Here is a 16903-nt window from a genome sequence, read left to right on the forward strand (position 1 = left end):
TGCGGTTTTTCATTATGGCTGGAATCTGTAATCACAGCCGATGCCAATCCTGAGGAATGGCAGAGAATACGACGACTTTCAAAGGGCTGAAAAGCAACCTGTCCGGGAGCCTCATTCAATAGTTTCCCCCTTGTTAATTCTTACCGATACATCCTGTGAGCCAACCGGGCCATCTTTCATGCAGGTCGCCGTGACCTGCATCCCATCTTCCCGCCGCCCCTGGTGGAGTCTTCATGGATCGGAACTACTGTCAGGAACTGCTGGCCGCCATCGAGCAGGCTGATCGGGCCGCGGCCACGGCGGTGGTCGATGCCTGGGCGGTTGGTCGTCCGTTCAGTCAGGTGGTCCCCGAGCTGTTGACCCCGACCCTGGAGACCTTCGGGAAGCAGTGGGCAGAGGGTCAAGTTGGCGTCTCCCTCGCCACGGGCTACATGGCCTCGAAGGTGGCGGAGGATGTCCTGTCCCGGCTCCTCCTGGAACCCAGCTCGGATGGGGGCCCGGCGCTGCCCTCCAGGGGCCCGGTGCTGCTCGGCAACGTGGAGGATGATTTCCATCCCCTCGGCCGGAAGATGGTGGCGGCCTTTCTGCGCACAGAAGGTTGGGACGTTCGCGACCTCGGCGTGGATGTCTCACCGGAGCAGTTCGTGGACATGGCCGAAGAGACCGGCGCCCGGGTGGTGGGTGCCTCGGCCATGATGTACACCACAGCGAAGAATGTGACCCGGATCCGGGCGGAGATCGACCGGAGGGGGCTGAAGGGAAGGCTCCAGCTGGCCGTGGGCGGGGCCGTCTTCAAGCTGCGGCCCGAGCTCGTGGCGGAGTTCGGCGGGGATGGCATGGCCGTCAGCGCCCTGGATGCCTCGGCCCTGTTCCAGCGGCTCTGGCAGCAATCTCTGGACTGCGATGCCACTAGCGGCAAGGCGGCCCGATGAACAGCCTGGAACGAGTCCTGGCCGCCCTCCAGAACCAGGCTGCCGACCGGCCGGCCCTGCTGCTCAATGCGGGGCTCTACGGCGCGCGGCTCACCGGTGCGACCCTGGTCGACCACTACCGGGATCCCGCCGTCTACGCCGAGGGCCAGATCGCCATTCTTGAGACCTTCGGCCCGGACCTTCTCCTCAGCCCCTTCGCGCTGGCTGGGCTGGGTGCGTCCTTCGGCAGCCAGGTGAGCGTACCGAAGCGCCAACCTCCGAATGTCTCCGTCTTTGCCGCAGCTTCTGCCGAGGCGGCGCTCAGGCTCCCCCTGCCCGACGTGGACAGCGCCCCGGGCATCCTCTACCTGCGGGAGAGCATCCGGATTCTCGCCGGGAAGTACCCCGGGCGGGTTCCGGTCATCGGGCTGCTGGTGAGCCCCATGGACCTGCCCCCCCTCATCATCGGCCTCGAAGCCTGGCTGGATGCCCTCCTGTTCCAGCCGGAGGTGGCCAAGGCCCTCGCCGACCGGCTGACGCCTTTCATCGTGGCCCTGGGCAAGGCGATGCTGGGCGACGGTGCCACCGCCCTGGCCCTCACGGCCAATCTGTCCAACCGGTTCATGGTTCCGGCCCAGGTGGTGGAGGGGCTGGGTCGCCCCTCGCTGAAGCAGGCCCTGGCCGAGCTCCCAGGCCCTGTCATCCTGCACCACGGAGGCTGCCCCCTGCTCGCCCACTTGGCTGATTTCACCGGACACGCCAATGTGGTGGGCTTTGTCATGGATGCAGGGGAAGACCTGGGCGCCGCCCGCCGGGTGCTTGGACCCGGCCCCGTCGTGCTGGGCAACCTCAGCGGCCCCGCCCTGGCAGGGCTTCAGCCGGAGGAGGTCCGCACCCAGTGTGACCTTGCCCTGGCCCAGCGTGGAGGTGATCACCAGTTCATCCTCGCCACCTGTGGCGCCGACATCCCCCTCGACACGCCACCCGAATGCATCACGGTCATCACCGATGCCGTCTGCCGAGCGGGGGGAGTTCCAGCATGACCCAGGAACCTCAATCGAAACGATGCATCTCCTGTTCCATCTTCAAGAAGGAGATCGAGGCGCTGCAGGCCTCCGGACAGCTTGAGCTGCCGGTGCACTACCTCAACTCCATGCTCCACATGGTGCCCGTCAAGCTGGAGGCACGCCTGCAGGAGGCCCTTGGGGCCGCACGGACACAAAAACCAGGGCAGGAAGTGGTGATCGCCTACGGGGACTGCTGCGGCCACATGGAAGACTTCGAAGCCGCACCAGGGACCAGCCGGACCGTCGGTATTAACTGCTGCGAGATCATCCTCGGTCATGAGACGTACCGGAAGCTTCGCCGGGAGGGGGCCTTCTTCCTCATGCCGGAGTGGGCCCTGTCCTGGCGGCAGGTGTTCGTGGGACAGCTCGGCCTGCTGGGGCCCTGTGCAAAAACCTTCATGCAGGAGATGCACACCCGGCTGATCTACCTCGATACGGGGATCCTGCCGGTGCCTCACGCGGAGCTGGCTGAGGCCAGTGCCTTCCTGGGCCTCCCCCTGGAGATCCTCCCGGTCTCCCTTGACCCCCTGCTCAATAACCTGAACCAGGCCATTCAAGCTGCGAGCCGCCATGACTGACCGGAGCCAGCGCAACGATGCGGCCGCCGTGCAGTTCATGATTGTGGACTTCCTAGAGCACATCCTCAGGTTCTCGGAAAGCCCTTCTGAGATGGGGCTGTTCCTCGCCCGCAAGCTGCGCGAAGTCCTGGGCGTGCGGGCCGTCGTGATGCTTCAGCATGGCCCGGTCCTGCAGGATGGCTCCGCCCGGATCGTGGCCCTGGAGCCGGAGCGTGCGCGCGGTACCAACTTGGTTCCAGGCCTGAACAAGATCTTGAGCGCCAGTTTGGAGCATTCGAAGGCAGTCCTCCTCCTCCGACCCTTGGCAGCGGCGCCCATCGCCGCGGCCATGGACCACTTGGATGTGAGGTCCCTGAGCCTGACGCCCCTCCACGTGGGCGACCAGCGGGTGGGCACCCTCATCGGCCTGGACCACCTGGATCTCCAACGCACCGACGATGTCCTGCGCCTTCTGACCGCCCTGTCCCCAGTGTTCGCGCTGATCCTCCGCAATGCCCTCCACTTCGAGGCCCAGGAGGGAAAAGTGATCGCGCAGGCCGAGGAGTACCGCGCCCTGTTGCGGACCAATCTGGATGGCTACCTTGTGACTGACACCAAGGGCACCCTCCTGGATGCCAACGAGGCCTACCTGAGGATGAGCGGCTATGACCTCGCGGAGCTTCGCGGACTCCATATGTCCACCCTGGATGCCCTGGAGACCAAGGCTGAGACGGTCCAGCACACTGAGAAGATGAAGCTGGAAGGCTCGGACCGTTTTCTCTCCAGGCACCGGAGGAAGGATGGAACCTCCTTCCCGGTGGAGGTATCGACCACCTACGTTCCCAGTCGGGGGGTGCTCATCGGCTTCATCCGGGACCTCACGGACAAGGTGGCTGCCGACACAGCCCTGCGGGAGAGCGAGGCCCACCATCGCGAGCTGATCGAGATCCTCGGCGAGGGCGTGGCCGCCACGGACCTCCACGAAACGATCATCATGGCCAACCCCGAGGCGGCCCGCATCTTCGGGGTGGTGCCCGAACAGCTGATCGGCCAGAACCTTCGCGCCTTCATGGACGACCTCGACTGGCAGCAAGTGAGGGACCAGACCACCCGCCGGGTGGATGGGCGGACCGACTCCTACCAGACCCACATCCGCCGGGCCGACGGCACGCGACGCACCCTGCAGCTGACCGCCACCCCCCGCAGGGACAGCGCTGGCCAGATCGTGGGAAGCCTGGCCGTATTCCGCGACATGACCGATGAGATCCGGACCCAGGAAGCCCTCCGCCTCTCCCAGAAGATGGAAAGCCTGGGGAACCTGGCGGGTGGCCTGGCCCACGACATGAACAACGTGCTGGGGGCGATCCTCGGCCTCGCGACCACGAACCTGGATATGCAACCCGAGGGCACCCGACTCCACGGCACCTTCCAGACCATCACCAAGGCCTGCCTGCGGGGCCGCAACATGGTCAAGAGCCTGCTGGACTTCGCCCGGAAGGACATGACCGGCGAGCGCTCGGTATCCCTCAACGGCCTCGTCCAGGAGGAAGCCCGACTGCTGGAGCGGACCATCCCGGCGAACGTCGCCATCCGCCTGGACCTCGATCCGGAGGTTGGGACCATCCTGGGCGATCCGGATGCCCTCAGCCTCGTGCTGATGAACCTGTGCGTGAATGCGGTGGACGCCATGCCGGAGGGAGGCCACCTCACCCTGAGCACACGAAGGCAGCCGGATGGCCGGGTTCTCCTCGCGGTGGTGGATGACGGCGCGGGGATGTCACCCGAGACGCTCGAGCATGCCGTTGATCCCTTCTTCACCACCAAGCCCCAGGGGAAGGGCACCGGCCTGGGCCTGTCCCTGGCCTACAGCACCGTGAAGGCACACCACGGCGACCTGACCATCCAGAGCCGGCTGGGCCATGGGACCACCGTGGAGATGCGCTTCCAGCCGGTCTTCGCCCAGGCTGAACCAGCCCCCCGGGAGAACGACGAGGCCACCCATCCCGGTGCCTCCTGCCGCATCCTGCTGGTGGACGACGACGAGCTCATCCAGAGTTCGGTCGCAGCACAGCTCGAGGCCATGGGGCACGAGGCCATCGTCACCTCCAGCGGTGAGCAGGCCATGGAGCAGGTGAACCAGGGCCTCCAGCCGGACGCGGTCATCCTCGACATGAACATGCCCGGCTGGGGTGGAGCACGCACCCTGCCGCGGCTCCGGGCCGCGCTGCCGGAGGTGCCCATCCTGCTGTCCACGGGCCGGGCCGACCAGCGGGCCCTGGACCTGGCTCGTGCCATCCAGGGCGTGACCATCCTCGCCAAGCCCTTCAGCTTCCGGGAGCTCCAGGCCACCTTCGCGGCCATCCTGCCGAGGCGCTGAGTCAGGCCTGCTTCTGCAGCCAGCGGTTGTAGAACCAGAGGCTCAGGGCGCTGCCGAGACCGAAGAGGGTGAGGATGATCCAGCCCGTGGCGGCGGCCCTGGGATCCAGCTTCAACAGGCCGTCCGCCTGCTTCACGGCGCCCGCACACATGACCTTGTTGAAGAGCCAGGCGCCGGCGGGACCGCCCACCAGACTGCCGATGGCCATGGGCAGGTTGGCGTAGCCCAGGAAGAGGCCCTCCTGCCCCTTGGGCGCCAGGGAGCCGATGTACTCATATAGGCGGCTCGACGCGAAGAGCTCGCCGAAGGCGATGAGGGCCACAGTCATCACCACGAAGAGGCTGCCCAGCGGCAGCCAGAGCTTCATGGTCACGCCGCCCGCCATGTAGAGCGGCGCCACGTTGATGAGCATGGAGAGGCCGATGATCACGGTGCCCACGATGATGGACTTGATGGGCGGCAGCTTGCCGAAGGCCTTCGTGATGAGCAGCTGGAACAGGACGATGGTGATGGGGTTGGCCATGGTGTAGAGGTCCATGGCCGGGGTCAGCTCCACCGTCTTCTTCACGTAGAGCGGCAGCACGTTGTAGACCTGGTTGTAGATGAAGTAGAAGCCGCTGCTCACCACCATGAACATGGTGAACCGCCCGCTGCGCAGCACCTTGAAGATGCCGAAGAAGACCTCGGGGATGGTGCGTTTCGGCTTGTCGGGATCCACGGTCGATTCAGGATCTCGGTAGAGCAGCAGCACCACCAGGAAAGCCAGCACCGCCGCCATCATGGACACGATGAAGATGGTGTCGAGCTTGCCGAGCTTGGTGCGCACGAAGAAGGCCGTGATGCGGCCGAACACGCTGCCGACGTTGATGACCATGTAGAAGATGGCGAAGGCCAGGGTGGCCTTGCCCAGGTGGGTGCGCTGCACGGTGCCCGCGATGCAGGGCTTCACGAAGGAGCCGCCGATCCCGATCAGCAGGATCGCCGCCGCCACCGGCACCATGACGCCCAGGCCCGCCGTGACCTCCTTCCCCGCCTGCAGGGCCAGCGTCTGCCCCCCGAACCAGACCGGATAGCCCATGAGGAAGTAGCCGCCCACCAGCAGCACGCAAGCCAACAGCAAGCTGCGGCGGAAGCCGATCTGATCCGCGATGGTGCCGCTGAGGATGGGCAGGAAATAGACCAGGAACCAGAGGATGCCATTCAGCGTGCTGGGCCAGTAGTCGCCGAGGCCCAGGCGCCCGAGGTAGATGACGATGAAGCTCGCCATCGAGTAGTAGGCCGCCCGCTCGAACAGCTCGGTGAGGTTCGCGTTCCAGTAGCTCGCCGGGAAGGCGTACTTTTCGCGGAAGGTGGGCTCTGTGCTCATGGATACCTCAGGGTCGAATTAGTGTGCCATGGCCCTAGGAGCTAGCCTCTACGGACATTTGGCAGCCGCTGGCGACCGATGACACGGATGGGTCCAGGCCGAATCCCGGGAAGATCCCCATCAAGCCATGGCGACTCTGGTAGAAAGGTGCGATGCCTCCTTACGCCATATCCCGGTTGTTCCTCGCCCTGGCCTTCGGCCTCGCATCCTCCCTCTCGGCGGGGAAGGTACCACAGGCCAGAGCCTACTCCCCAGCCACGCAGGCCCTCCTCGACCGGGCCTTCGCGGACCTGGATCCGGCCCGCCCCATGATCGATGTCCATGTCCACGCCATCGGCCTGGGCCAGAAGGGTGACGGCACTTTCGTGAATCCCGAGAAGCTCAGCTCCAGACATCCCTTCAAGCGCTTCGAAACGAACCTCTACCTAAAGGCCACGGGCGTGAAGGGCCTCGCGCACTTCGACCGCGACTACCTCGAGGTGCTGACCGCCCGGGCCCGGGCCTTCCCCCGGCCGGTGCGGCTCCACCTGCTGGCCATGGACCAGGCCTACCGGCCCGACGGCACGCCCGACCCGGCCCGCACCGAGTTCCACGTGCCCAACGCCTACGTCTTCGCCGCGGCGGCCCAGCACCCCGACCTGTTCGTGCCGGTGATGTCCATCCACCCCGCACGCAAGGACGCCATCCATGAATTGGAGGCCTGCGCCGCCCAGGGGGGCCGCCTGCTCAAGTGGCTGCCCAATGCCCAGGCCATCGACCCCGCCGACCCGCGTTTCGACGCCTTCTACCGCCGCATGAAGGAGCTGGGGGTGGTGCTGCTGACCCATGCCGGCGAGGAACGGGCCGTGGCCGTGAAGGATGCCCAGGCCCTGGGCAATCCCCTCAAGCTGCGCCGGCCCCTGAACCTGGGCGTCACGGTGATCGTGGCCCACTGTGCCAGCCTCGGGAAGAACGCGGACCTGGATCATCCCGGCAAGGTGGCCCGCAACTTCGACCTCTTCCTGCGCCTGATGGAGGATCCGAAGTACCGTGGACGGCTCTTCGGCGACCTCTCGGCCATCACCCAGATCAACCGCCTGCCGGCCCCGCTGCAGACCCTGCTGGCGCGGCCGGACTTCGACGGCCGCCTGCTGAACGGCAGCGACTATCCCCTGCCCGGCGTGGACCTCATCATCTGGACCCGCCGCCTGGTGGAGCTGAAGCTGATCAGCGCCGCCGAGCGGAAGGCGCTCAACGAGGTCTGGAAGCGCAATCCCCTGCTCTTCGACTTCGTGCTCAAGCGCACCCTGAAGGATCCGAAGACCGGTCGACGGTGGCCTGCCGAACTGTTCCAGCACAGCCCGGAGAGCCTGCCGGCTCAGTGATCCTCGGCCTCCTCCGTGAGGTGCAACAGGACGGCGCCACCCGGTTCCACGCGGGCCACGCCCTCGGGGATCACCGCCAGGGCGTTGGCGCTGAGCATGGAGGACAGGATGGCCGAGCCCTGGGGTCCGGTGGTGCGGGCGTGGAAGCCATCGGCCTCCCGCCGCGCCATCACGCGCAGGAAGGTGGTGCGCTGGTCCGTGCGGCCGGTCCAGCCGTCCTCCAGGCGCGCATCGGCCACGGGACGGTGGAGCTTCGCGAAGCCCATCAGCTTGCGCAGGGCGGGGCGCACGTATTCCTCGACCATGAGCATGGCGGCCACGGGATTGCCGGGGATGCCGAAGATGGGCTTGCCGCCGAGCAGCCAGAAGCCCAGGGGCCCTCCGGGTTTCTGCGCCACCTTCCAGAAGATCCGCTCGGCGCCCAGTTCTTCGAGCAGGGCCTTCATGAAGTCGTAGTCGCCCACGGAGATGCCGCCCGTGGTGAGGACCACGTCGGCCTCCAGGGCCTTGCGAAGCACGCCCATCAGCGTGGCGCGGTCGTCCGGCACCCTCGGATAGGGCACGGGAATGGCCCCGCAGGCGGCCACCTGGGCGCACACTGCGTGGATGTTGGCGTCGCGGATGCGGCCGGGGCCGGGCTCCTCGGAAACATCCACCAGCTCGTCGCCCGTGGTGAGCACAGCGACACGGACGCGGGGATGGACAGCCACCGTGGGGAACCCCGCCGCCGCCAGCACGCCCAGGTCGCCGGGCCGCAGCCCGTGCCCTGCCTTCACGAGAACCTGTCCTGGACGCAGATCCTCGCCGGCCAGGCGGATGTGGATACCCGGGCGCAGGGTCTTGGCAGTCTCCACCCAGTCCCCGCCTCGGGTCGTGTCCTCCACGGGCACCACCGAGTCGGCGCCCTCGGGCATGGGCGCGCCAGTCATGATGCGCAGGGCTTCGCCCGGCCCCACGGCGCTGAGCGGCACGCCCCCAGCGGCCAGATCGCCGAGCACACGCAGGCGAACAGGGTGCTCCGGCGATGCGTCGGCCAGATCGATGGCCCGCACCGCATAGCCGTCCATGGCGGAATTGGTGAAGGGCGGCACCGTGGCCGCGGAGACCAGGTCCTCTACCGCGGTCATGCCGAGGAGGCTTTCCAGCGGCAGGCGCTGGGGCGGCAGGGGCGCCACGCGATCCAGGATGAGCCCGAGGGCTTCGGCGGGGGTAGGCATCAGTCGGGGTACCTCATCACCTTCCAGCTGAGAAAGGAGAAATGCCGCCAGGAGCCCGGCATGTGCGAACCCACCGAGGCCACCACGGTGGCGGCCAGGTACCAGGGCAGCCGCTCGGCGGGCTGCAGGGCACCCAGTCCTAGGAGGGCGAGCTTCAGGAGCACAGCCACACCGCTGCCCTGGCTGAGGATGGCCAGGTCCCGGGCGAGGTCGATGGCGAAGAGCAGCACACCGCTGGCCAGCGTGATGAGGATGGGAAGCCGCAGCACTTCGACGGGGGCGCCGAAGGGGATGGCCCCCAGCACCATGGCCATGGCCGCGATGTGGACACTGCGCAGAATGAGCTGGGTCGGCCGCGCCCAGGGGAAGCGTCGGGGTGCTTCCGGAAAGAGCAGGGCCCGGAGGTTGCTGCGCGCCGGCTTGTCCGAACCCGTGGGATCCATGCCTCCGTTCTAGCAGAATCCAGCCCCGGCATCCGGCACTGTGCTGAAATGGTCGGACCCAAGGAATCCGTCATGACCAAGCCCGCCCCTTCGGCCGTCACCCTCCGCATCCGCATCGCGGTGGGGGAGAACATCGCCATCGGGCAGGGCAAGGCCGACCTCCTGGAGGCCATCGGCCGCACCGGTTCCATCTCGGCTGCAGCCCGGGAGTTGGACATGAGCTACCGCAAGGCCTGGATGCTCGTGGACGAGATGAACCAGTGCTTCCCCAGCCCCGTGGTGACCGCCGCCAAGGGCGGCCTGCGGGGGGGTGGCGCCCAGGTCACAGCCCTCGGCCAGGAGGCCCTCACCCGCTTCCGCCGGATCCAGGCCAAGGCCTTCAAAGCCATCGAGGAGGACGTCCGGGAGTTCCGGAAGAGCCTGCTCGGCTGACCTGTCGATCCGCCAAACAGCCGGTGGCCGGGCTGTCGCGATCGTTATATCCCTGCGAAACTAGCGGACCGGAGGCTGACATGAACCGATCGACCGTCTTGCGATGGGGCCTGGTACTGGCCGCGACCCTCGCTTCCGCCTTTCTGCCGGCCGCGCCGCCCGCCGAGAAGACCTTAATCCTCGCCACCACCACCAGCACCCAAGACTCCGGCCTGCTGGATGACCTCATCCCCCGCTTCGAGAAGCAGACGGGATATGTGGTGAAGACCATCGCCGTGGGCTCGGGCCAGGCCATCGCCATGGGCAGGCGCGGCGAGGCTGACGTGCTGCTGGTGCATTCTCCCGAAGCGGAGAAGGTCCTGGTGGCCGAGGGTTCTGGCGTGAACCGCCGCATCGTGATGCACAACGACTACGTGCTGGTGGGCCCACCCGCGGACCCGGCTGGCATCTCCAAGCGCACAGCCCCGGAGAGCCTCCAGCGCATCGCCGCCGCGAAGGCCGGTTTCCTTTCCCGGGGCGACAACTCCGGTACCCACGCCATGGAGCTGAAGCTGTGGAGGGCCGCGGGCGTCACCGCGGATGGCCAGACCTGGTACCAGCAGACCGGCCAGGGCATGGGCCAGACCCTGGCCATCGCCGCCGAGAAGCGGGCTTACACATTGTCAGACCGGGGCACCTACCTCGCCCTGCAGAAAAAACTGGGGCTCGCCATCCTCCACGAAGGCGATCCGTCCCTCCGGAATGTCTACCATGTCATCGAGGTAAACCCCGCGCGGTTCCCCAAGGTGAATGCGGCCGGAGCCCGCGCCTTTGCCGACTTCCTGGTGTCGAAAGATGTCCAGGCACGCATCAAAGAATTCGGAATCGCAACCTTTGGCTCACCGCTATTCTTCCCTGATGCCGGGACCCCGGAACAGGGTCTCGACCGGAGACCGTAACCCATGTCGAACGCCATCTTCAGCCTTCCCGATTCCTACAGCGAGCCCATTCTCCCCTATGCTCCGGGATCGAAGGAGCGGGCCCTGCTGAAGGCAGAGCTCGAGCGGCAGTTTGACCTCGAGATCGAGATCCCGCTCATCATTGGCGGCCGGGAAATCCGTACCGGCACGACCCAGAAAGCAGTCTGCCCCCACGACCATCGGCACGTGCTGGCCACCTTCCACGAGGCCGGCGAGGCCGAAGTGCGCCTAGCCATCGATGCGGCCCTGGCCGCCAAGAAGGACTGGGAGGCCACGCCCTGGGAGGATCGCGCCGCCATCTTCCACAAGATGGCCAGCCTCATCTCCACCAAGTACCGCTACATCCTGAACGCCGCGACCATGCTGAACCAGTCGAAGAGCGCCTACCAGGCGGAGATCGACAGCACCTGCGAGACGGCAGACTTCTTCCGCTTCAACGCGAAGTTCATGGAAGACATCTACCACCAGCAGCCGGTCTCGGATCCCCACGTATGGAACCGGGTCCACTACCGGGCCCTGGAGGGCTTCGTGTTCGCCGTGACGCCCTTCAACTTCACGGCCATCGGCGCCAACCTGGCCACGGCTCCCGCCATCATGGGCAACACGGTGGTCTGGAAGCCGGCCTCCACCTCGATTCTCTCCAATTACTACCTGATGCAGTTGTTCAAGGAGGCCGGCCTGCCGGACGGCGTCATCAACTTCGTCCCCGGCCCGGGGCCGCTGATCGGCAAGATCGCCCTCGAAGATCCGAACTTCGCGGGCCTGCACTTCACGGGGTCCACCGGGGTCTTCAACAGCATGTGGAAGACCATCAGCTCCAACCTGGAGAACTACAAGAGCTATCCCCGCATCGTGGGCGAGACCGGTGGCAAGGACTACATCTTCATGCACGCCTCCGGCGACGGCGAGGAAACGGCCGCCGCCATCGTCCGCGCCGGCTTCGAGTACCAGGGGCAGAAGTGCTCGGCCTGCTCCCGGGTCTACATCCCCACCTCGCGCTGGGCCGAGATGAAGGACCGCGTCCTGGGCATGCTTGCCACCGTGAAGATGGGCGACGTGCGCGACTTCCGGAACTTCTTCAACGCCGTCATCGACGAGAAGGCCTTCGACAGCACCATGAAGTACATCGAGCTGGCCCGGAACGCCAAGGACGCCCAGATCATTGCCGGGGGCAAGGGCGACAAGTCCAGGGGCTACTTCATCGAGCCCACCGTGATCCTCACCACGGATCCCAAGTTCGTGACCATGGAGGAGGAGATCTTCGCGCCGGTGGTCACCATCTACGTCTACGACGACGCCAAGCTCGATGAGACCCTCAAGGTCCTGGACGAGACCTCGCCCTACGCCCTCACTGGCGCCATCTTCGCCCGGGACCGCTACGTCATCAACCAGCTGACCCGGACCCTCGCCAACACCGCCGGCAACTTCTACATCAACGACAAGTGCACCGGCGCCGTGGTGGGCCACCAGCCCTTCGGCGGCTCCCGCGCCTCTGGCACCAACGACAAGGCCGGCAGCCTGCTGAACCTGATCCGCTGGACCTCCCCGCGCACCATCAAGGAGAGCTTCACGCCGCCCCGGGACATCAAGTTCCCCTTCCTGGAAGCTGAATAGGAGTTGCTTTGGACCTGATCTCGGAGGGCCTTCGGAAGGCGCTGGAGCTGCTGCTCACGCTGGATCCCGAGGTCCTCCGGATCACCTGGCTGTCCCTGCAGGTCTCCGGGTCCGCCACCCTGATCAGCCTGGCCATCGGCCTGACGGTGGCCGTGGCCGTGGCCCTGAACGAGTTCCCGGGCAAGCGCCTGGTCATCGCGCTGCTGAACACGGGCATGGGCCTCCCGCCGGTGGTGGTGGGCCTCTTCGTGACCGTCCTGCTGTGGCGCAATGGCCCGCTGGGCTCGCTCGGCATCCTCTACACGCCCTGGGCCATGATCCTGGCCCAGGCCATCATCGCCTCGCCCATCATCGCGGGCATCAGCCTCGCCGCCCTGCAGCACCTACCCCCAGGGCTCCGCATGCAGATCCTGGCCCTTGGCGCCACCAGGCCGCAGATGGTGTGGCTGCTCCTCAAGGAGGCGCGGCTTCCGCTGCTGGCCGCGGTCATGGCCGGCTTCGGCGGCGTGATCTCGGAGGTGGGCGCCTCCATCATGGTGGGCGGCAACATCAAGGGCCAGACCCGGGTGCTGACCACCGCCACCGTGATGGAGACCGGCAAGGGCAACTTCGACGTGGCCATCGCCCTCGGCCTGGTGCTGCTGGTGCTGGCCTTCTCCGTGAATGCGCTGCTCACCCACCTCCAGCAGCGCGGGCGGCGGTCATGAGCCGGGAGCGGATCCTCGAGGCGCGGGACCTCACGGTACACCGGGGCCCCGTGAAGGTGCTGGAGGTGCCGGAATTGGACCTTCGCCTTGGCGAAGTACTTGCCCTCATGGGGCCCAACGGCGCGGGGAAGACCACCCTGATGCTCGCCCTGGCGGGCCTCCTGGCCCCCACGGTCGGATCGGTGCACTTCAAGGGCTCGGCCCTCCGGAGCAAGGGCGACCGGGAGGCCTTCCGCCGCCGCACGACCATGGTGTTCCAAGACCCGCTCCTGCTCGATGCCACGGTTGCCCAGAACATTGCCGCAGGGCTGAAACTGCGCGGCCTCTCCGCCGCGGAGCGGAAGCCCAGGGTGGTGGCCTGGGCAGAGCGGCTGGGCCTGGGCACCCTGCTGGATCGCCCTGCCCGTCAGCTCTCCGGGGGCGAGGCCCAGCGCACCGCCCTCGCCCGGGCCTTCGTGCTGAACCCGGAGATCCTCTTCCTGGACGAGCCCTTTGCCGCGCTGGACCCCCAGGCCCGCGAAGAGCTCACCGGGGACCTGGGCCACCTGCTGGCCGAGACCGGCACCACCGCCGTGATCGCCACCCACGACCAGGGCGAGGCCGCCCGCCTCGCGCACCGGCTGGCGGTCATGCGAGAGGGCCGGATCATCCAGCGGGGAGGCCTCCGGAAGGTCACGAACCACCCGGAAGATCCCTTCGTCGCAGCCTTCGTCGGCATGGAGACCCTGCTCAAGGGGCAGGTGACCGACTGCCGGGAGGGCCTGCTCACCCTGCGGATCCGGAAGGGGACCGGTGGCGGCGAGGTCGTGGCCCTGGGGGAGGCCGAACCCGGCCAGACCGTCCTGGTGGGAGTTCGGCCTGAGCACGTGGCCCTGTCTTTACACTCCGACAACACCAGCAGCGCCCGGAACGCCTTTCCCGGGGCTGTGACCAAGGTCATACCCCGGGGTCCCTTCTTCAAGATCGAGCTGGATTGCGGGTTCTTCCTCACGGCCTACGTCACGGCCCAATCCCTGTCGGAACTGGAACTTCGGCCGGGCCGCTCCGTGGTGGCCTGCTTCAAGGCCACCTCCGTGCACCTCATCCGCGCGGAAGGACTCGGCCCCGAAGTGTGACCGGTATCCATTGCCCGGATAACGGCCCGGGACTAGCCTCGACAAGGGGATGGCCAGGCCATCCCTGATTGGTTTTTGTCCCCCCGACCCGTCCGGAGACGCGAGCGCCATGAAACAGCTGGTCATCGATTTCCAGAAGTGTGATGCAGGGCGCAACTGCAATCACGAGTGCGAGCTGGAGTGTGCGATCAAGGTCTTCAAGGTGGACGATCCCGCCCAGGCCGCCCTGCAGATCAAGGCCTACGAGGACGGTGGCGGTCACGCCATCCTCTGCGACCAGTGCGGCGACTGCGTGGTGGTCTGCCCCACGGAGGCCCTCAAGCGCAACAAGCTCGGCGTCGTGATGATCGACAAGAAGATCTGTGTGGGCTGCTACATGTGCATCGGCTTCTGCGAGAAGGACGCCTTCATGCGGAACTCGGACTGGATCACGCCGCACAAGTGCACGTCCTGCGGGGTCTGCGTGAAGGTCTGCCCCCACGGCGCCCTCTCCATCGTGGACGTCCCCGAGCCGCCCGTCCGGATCATCTGAGAAAGGGAAGCCCATGAGCCAGCTCGTCTTCGATCCCAGCAAGGTGATGAACATCGACTACACCAAGCGCACCGAGTACCTCGACGGGCTCGAGGCCATCAAGGCCGCGCACAAGGTGCTGAAGGAGATCACCTACACGCCCAGCCTGCCGGACAAGGGCTACACCAACCGCACCCTCTATGTGAACGTGGGCTCCCTGGACATCCAGGAGAAGCCCGTCACCCAGCAGATGAAGGACGTCTTCATCGGCGGCCGCGGCTTCGGCCTCTACCACCTCTGGAACGCCGTGAAGCCCACCACGCGCTGGAACGATCCCGAGAATGAGATCGTCATCAGCCCCGGCCCCGTGTGCGGCATCACGCAGTACGCGGGCACCGGCAAGTCCCTGGTGGTGAGCCTCTCGCCCCAGACCGACATTCCCATCGACTCCAACGTGGGCGGCTTCTACGGCCCCCTGCTGAAGTTCTCGGGCTTCGACGCGCTGGAGCTGCAGGGCAAGTCCGACAAGGACGTCATCCTGTTCATCGATGGCCAGAGGGGCATCATCCGCATCGAGGAGGCCCCCACCGATCCCGTGGACAGCCATGTGCTTGGAGAAATCCTCACCCACATGTACGCCGAGAATGAGGCAGACCTGCCGAACATCTCCGTGGTCTCGACGGGCGCCGCCGCCGAGCACAGCCTCATCGGCATGCTGAACTTCTCCTTCTACGACCGCCGCCGCAAGTGTGTGCGCTTCAAGCAGGCGGGTCGGGGCGGCATTGGCACCGTGTTCCGGAACAAGCGCATCCGGGCCCTGGTGATCCGCGGCCCCAAGGTCGCGGGCGACATGAACCACCCCGTGGATCCCGAGACCATCGCCAAGACCGGCGTGAAATACCACAAGGAGATCCGGGAGAACGACGGCACCCAGTGCATGATGCGCCGCAACGGCACCGCGCACATCGTGGAGATCATGGACGCCTACGACCTGCTGCCGGTCCACAACTTCCAGTACGGCTCCCACCCCGACACCCACAAGATCGACTCCGCCTACTGGCAGCAGCGCCTGACCCAGGCCACCGTGGACGGTTGCTGGTACGGCTGCTCCATGGCCTGCGCCAAGGGCGCCGATGGCCTCGTCCTCAAGACCGGACCCTATGCGGGTGACATGGTCTCGGTGGACGGGCCTGAGTACGAGAACGCGGCGGGACTTGGCTCCAACTGCGGCGTCTTCGACCCCGACTACCTGCTCGAGCTGAACTTCTACTGCGACACCTACGGCATCTGCACCATCACCTACGGCACGCTCACCGCGTTCGTCATGGAGTGCTACCAGCGCGGCATCCTCAACAAGGAGCGCACGGGCGGCCTGGAGATGGTCTGGGGCAACGCCGAGGCCGACCTCGAGATGATGCACCAGATGGCCCGGGGCGAAGGCTTCGGCAAGATCGCCGGCATGGGCGTGAAGAAGATGAAGGAGCACTTCATCGCCAACGGCTGGGGCGATCCGCAGCTCATCAACGACATCGGCATGGAGAACAAGGGCCTCGAGTACTCCCAGTACATGTCGAAGGAATCGCTGGCCCAGCAGGGCGGCTACGCCCTCACCAACAAGGGCCCCCAGCACGACGAAGCCTGGCTGATCTTCATGGACATGGTGAACAAGCAGCTGCCCACCTTCGAGGACAAGGCCGAGGCGCTCTACTACTTCCCCCTGTTCCGCACCTGGTTCGGACTCAACGGCTTCTGCAAGCTGCCCTGGAACGACGTGGTGCCCGCCAACAACTCCGAGCAGCCCGAAGCCCACAAGGTGCCTGAGCACGTGCAGAACTACGTGGACCTCTTCAGCGCCACCACGGGCATCAAGATCACCAAGGAGGACCTGATCGTCCAGTCCGCCAAGGTCTACAACTTCCAGCGCGTGTTCAACATCCGCATGGGCAAGGGCCTGCGCCTGCACGATGCCGCGCCCTACCGCTCCCTGGGCCCGGTCACCAAGGAAGAGTACGAATCCCGCGCCGAGCGCTACGACCAGCAGCTCGTCACCGAGATGGGCCTCGAGCCCAAGGGCAAGACCACCGAGGAGAAGATGGCCCTGCACCGCGAGTGGCGCACCGGCCGCTTCTCCAAGCTCATGGACAGCGTCTACACCCGCCGGGGCTGGACCCTCAATGGCGTGCCCACCCTGGCGCGCCTGAAGGAACTGGGCCTCGACGCCTTCCCCGAAGTCGTCGAAGTCGTGAAGCAGCACCTGTAGGAC

The 16903-nt window shown here is 66.4% G+C and carries 15 protein-coding genes; 12 read left to right on the forward strand and 3 right to left on the reverse strand.

Annotation, left to right across the window (positions count from 1 at the left end; translation table 11 throughout):
* Positions 1-233: 233 nt before the first annotated feature.
* Genes WAS25_RS09885 through WAS25_RS09900 form a run of 4 tightly spaced genes read left to right on the forward strand, consistent with a single transcriptional unit; the run spans position 234 to position 4912 of the window.
* Complete coding sequence (locus tag WAS25_RS09885) at positions 234-932, forward strand: cobalamin B12-binding domain-containing protein (RefSeq protein WP_422311566.1); 699 nt, start codon at positions 234-236, stop codon at positions 930-932.
* The gene (locus tag WAS25_RS09890) at positions 929-1954 is read left to right on the forward strand and encodes a uroporphyrinogen decarboxylase family protein (protein WP_422311568.1); all 1026 of its coding nucleotides are present in this window, start codon (positions 929-931) and stop codon (positions 1952-1954) included. Before WAS25_RS09885 ends, WAS25_RS09890 begins: the two co-directional genes overlap by 4 nt.
* Entirely contained in the window at positions 1951-2556 is a 606-nt protein-coding gene (locus WAS25_RS09895; RefSeq protein ID WP_422311570.1) for a DUF1638 domain-containing protein, read from the forward strand. Before WAS25_RS09890 ends, WAS25_RS09895 begins: the two co-directional genes overlap by 4 nt.
* Positions 2549-4912 (forward strand): PAS domain S-box protein, encoded by a 2364-nt coding sequence (locus WAS25_RS09900; RefSeq protein WP_422311572.1) that lies wholly within the window; start codon positions 2549-2551, stop codon positions 4910-4912. The genes WAS25_RS09895 and WAS25_RS09900 overlap by 8 nt, the downstream gene beginning before the upstream one ends.
* 1 nt (position 4913) lies before the next feature.
* Here WAS25_RS09900 and WAS25_RS09905 read toward each other — a convergent pair whose 3' ends face one another.
* Positions 4914-6278 (reverse strand): MFS transporter, encoded by a 1365-nt coding sequence (locus WAS25_RS09905; protein ID WP_422311574.1) that lies wholly within the window; start codon positions 6276-6278, stop codon positions 4914-4916.
* Positions 6279-6430: 152 nt separating this feature from the next.
* On the opposite strand from WAS25_RS09905, the gene WAS25_RS09910 reads away from it, so the two are divergent.
* Entirely contained in the window at positions 6431-7642 is a 1212-nt protein-coding gene (locus tag WAS25_RS09910) for an amidohydrolase family protein (RefSeq protein ID WP_422311576.1), read from the forward strand.
* Here WAS25_RS09910 and glp read toward each other — a convergent pair.
* Together glp and WAS25_RS09920 are read right to left on the reverse strand one after the other, a co-directional pair.
* Complete coding sequence (glp, locus tag WAS25_RS09915; protein WP_422311578.1) at positions 7636-8859, reverse strand: gephyrin-like molybdotransferase Glp; 1224 nt, start codon at positions 8857-8859, stop codon at positions 7636-7638. The two genes, WAS25_RS09910 and glp, sit on opposite strands and share 7 nt — an antisense overlap.
* A complete protein-coding gene (locus tag WAS25_RS09920; RefSeq protein ID WP_422311580.1) occupies positions 8859-9302 on the reverse strand; it encodes a hypothetical protein in 444 nt (147 codons plus the stop codon). The genes glp and WAS25_RS09920 overlap by 1 nt, the downstream gene beginning before the upstream one ends.
* A gap of 72 nt (positions 9303-9374) precedes the next feature.
* Between WAS25_RS09920 and WAS25_RS09925 the strand changes: the two genes are divergently transcribed.
* The 7 genes from WAS25_RS09925 to WAS25_RS09955 all read left to right on the forward strand — a co-directional run bounded on the left by WAS25_RS09925 (position 9375) and on the right by WAS25_RS09955 (position 16900).
* Positions 9375-9734, forward strand: coding sequence for a winged helix-turn-helix domain-containing protein (locus WAS25_RS09925; protein ID WP_422311582.1), 360 nt, complete (start codon positions 9375-9377; stop codon positions 9732-9734).
* 80 nt (positions 9735-9814) lie between these two features.
* A complete protein-coding gene (locus WAS25_RS09930; RefSeq protein ID WP_422311584.1) occupies positions 9815-10672 on the forward strand; it encodes a substrate-binding domain-containing protein in 858 nt (285 codons plus the stop codon).
* A gap of 3 nt (positions 10673-10675) precedes the next feature.
* Positions 10676-12307, forward strand: a complete 1632-nt coding sequence (pruA, locus tag WAS25_RS09935; RefSeq protein WP_422311586.1) for an L-glutamate gamma-semialdehyde dehydrogenase — start codon at positions 10676-10678, stop codon at positions 12305-12307.
* An 8-nt stretch (positions 12308-12315) separates the two neighbouring features.
* Entirely contained in the window at positions 12316-13014 is a 699-nt protein-coding gene (locus tag WAS25_RS09940) for an ABC transporter permease (RefSeq protein ID WP_422311588.1), read from the forward strand.
* Positions 13011-14129 carry an ABC transporter ATP-binding protein gene (locus WAS25_RS09945; RefSeq protein WP_422311590.1) on the forward strand — a complete coding sequence of 373 codons (1119 nt, stop codon included), beginning with the start codon at positions 13011-13013 and terminating at the stop codon, positions 14127-14129. The genes WAS25_RS09940 and WAS25_RS09945 overlap by 4 nt, the downstream gene beginning before the upstream one ends.
* Positions 14130-14238: 109 nt before the next feature.
* Positions 14239-14661, forward strand: coding sequence for a 4Fe-4S binding protein (locus WAS25_RS09950; RefSeq protein WP_422311592.1), 423 nt, complete (start codon positions 14239-14241; stop codon positions 14659-14661).
* Positions 14662-14674: 13 nt separating this feature from the next.
* Positions 14675-16900 (forward strand): aldehyde ferredoxin oxidoreductase family protein, encoded by a 2226-nt coding sequence (locus WAS25_RS09955; protein ID WP_422311594.1) that lies wholly within the window; start codon positions 14675-14677, stop codon positions 16898-16900.
* The last annotated feature ends 3 nt before the right edge of the window (positions 16901-16903 follow it).

It is taken from the genome of Geothrix sp. (genome assembly GCF_049292215.1).
Taxonomy (GTDB): domain Bacteria; phylum Acidobacteriota; class Holophagae; order Holophagales; family Holophagaceae; genus Geothrix.

Excerpts from the sequence above, each read along its gene's own strand:
- WAS25_RS09885 (WP_422311566.1), top strand. The coding sequence starts at position 234 with ATGGATCGGAACTACTGTCAGGAACTGCTGGCCGCCATCGAGCAGGCT.
- WAS25_RS09890 (WP_422311568.1), top strand. The coding sequence starts at position 929 with ATGAACAGCCTGGAACGAGTCCTGGCCGCCCTCCAGAACCAGGCTGCC.
- WAS25_RS09895 (WP_422311570.1), top strand. The coding sequence starts at position 1,951 with ATGACCCAGGAACCTCAATCGAAACGATGCATCTCCTGTTCCATCTTC.
- WAS25_RS09900 (WP_422311572.1), top strand. The coding sequence starts at position 2,549 with ATGACTGACCGGAGCCAGCGCAACGATGCGGCCGCCGTGCAGTTCATG.
- WAS25_RS09905 (WP_422311574.1), bottom strand. The coding sequence starts at position 6,278 with ATGAGCACAGAGCCCACCTTCCGCGAAAAGTACGCCTTCCCGGCGAGC.
- WAS25_RS09910 (WP_422311576.1), top strand. The coding sequence starts at position 6,431 with ATGCCTCCTTACGCCATATCCCGGTTGTTCCTCGCCCTGGCCTTCGGC.
- glp (WP_422311578.1), bottom strand. The coding sequence starts at position 8,859 with ATGCCTACCCCCGCCGAAGCCCTCGGGCTCATCCTGGATCGCGTGGCG.
- WAS25_RS09920 (WP_422311580.1), bottom strand. The coding sequence starts at position 9,302 with ATGGATCCCACGGGTTCGGACAAGCCGGCGCGCAGCAACCTCCGGGCC.
- WAS25_RS09925 (WP_422311582.1), top strand. The coding sequence starts at position 9,375 with ATGACCAAGCCCGCCCCTTCGGCCGTCACCCTCCGCATCCGCATCGCG.
- WAS25_RS09930 (WP_422311584.1), top strand. The coding sequence starts at position 9,815 with ATGAACCGATCGACCGTCTTGCGATGGGGCCTGGTACTGGCCGCGACC.
- pruA (WP_422311586.1), top strand. The coding sequence starts at position 10,676 with ATGTCGAACGCCATCTTCAGCCTTCCCGATTCCTACAGCGAGCCCATT.
- WAS25_RS09945 (WP_422311590.1), top strand. The coding sequence starts at position 13,011 with ATGAGCCGGGAGCGGATCCTCGAGGCGCGGGACCTCACGGTACACCGG.
- WAS25_RS09950 (WP_422311592.1), top strand. The coding sequence starts at position 14,239 with ATGAAACAGCTGGTCATCGATTTCCAGAAGTGTGATGCAGGGCGCAAC.
- WAS25_RS09955 (WP_422311594.1), top strand. The coding sequence starts at position 14,675 with ATGAGCCAGCTCGTCTTCGATCCCAGCAAGGTGATGAACATCGACTAC.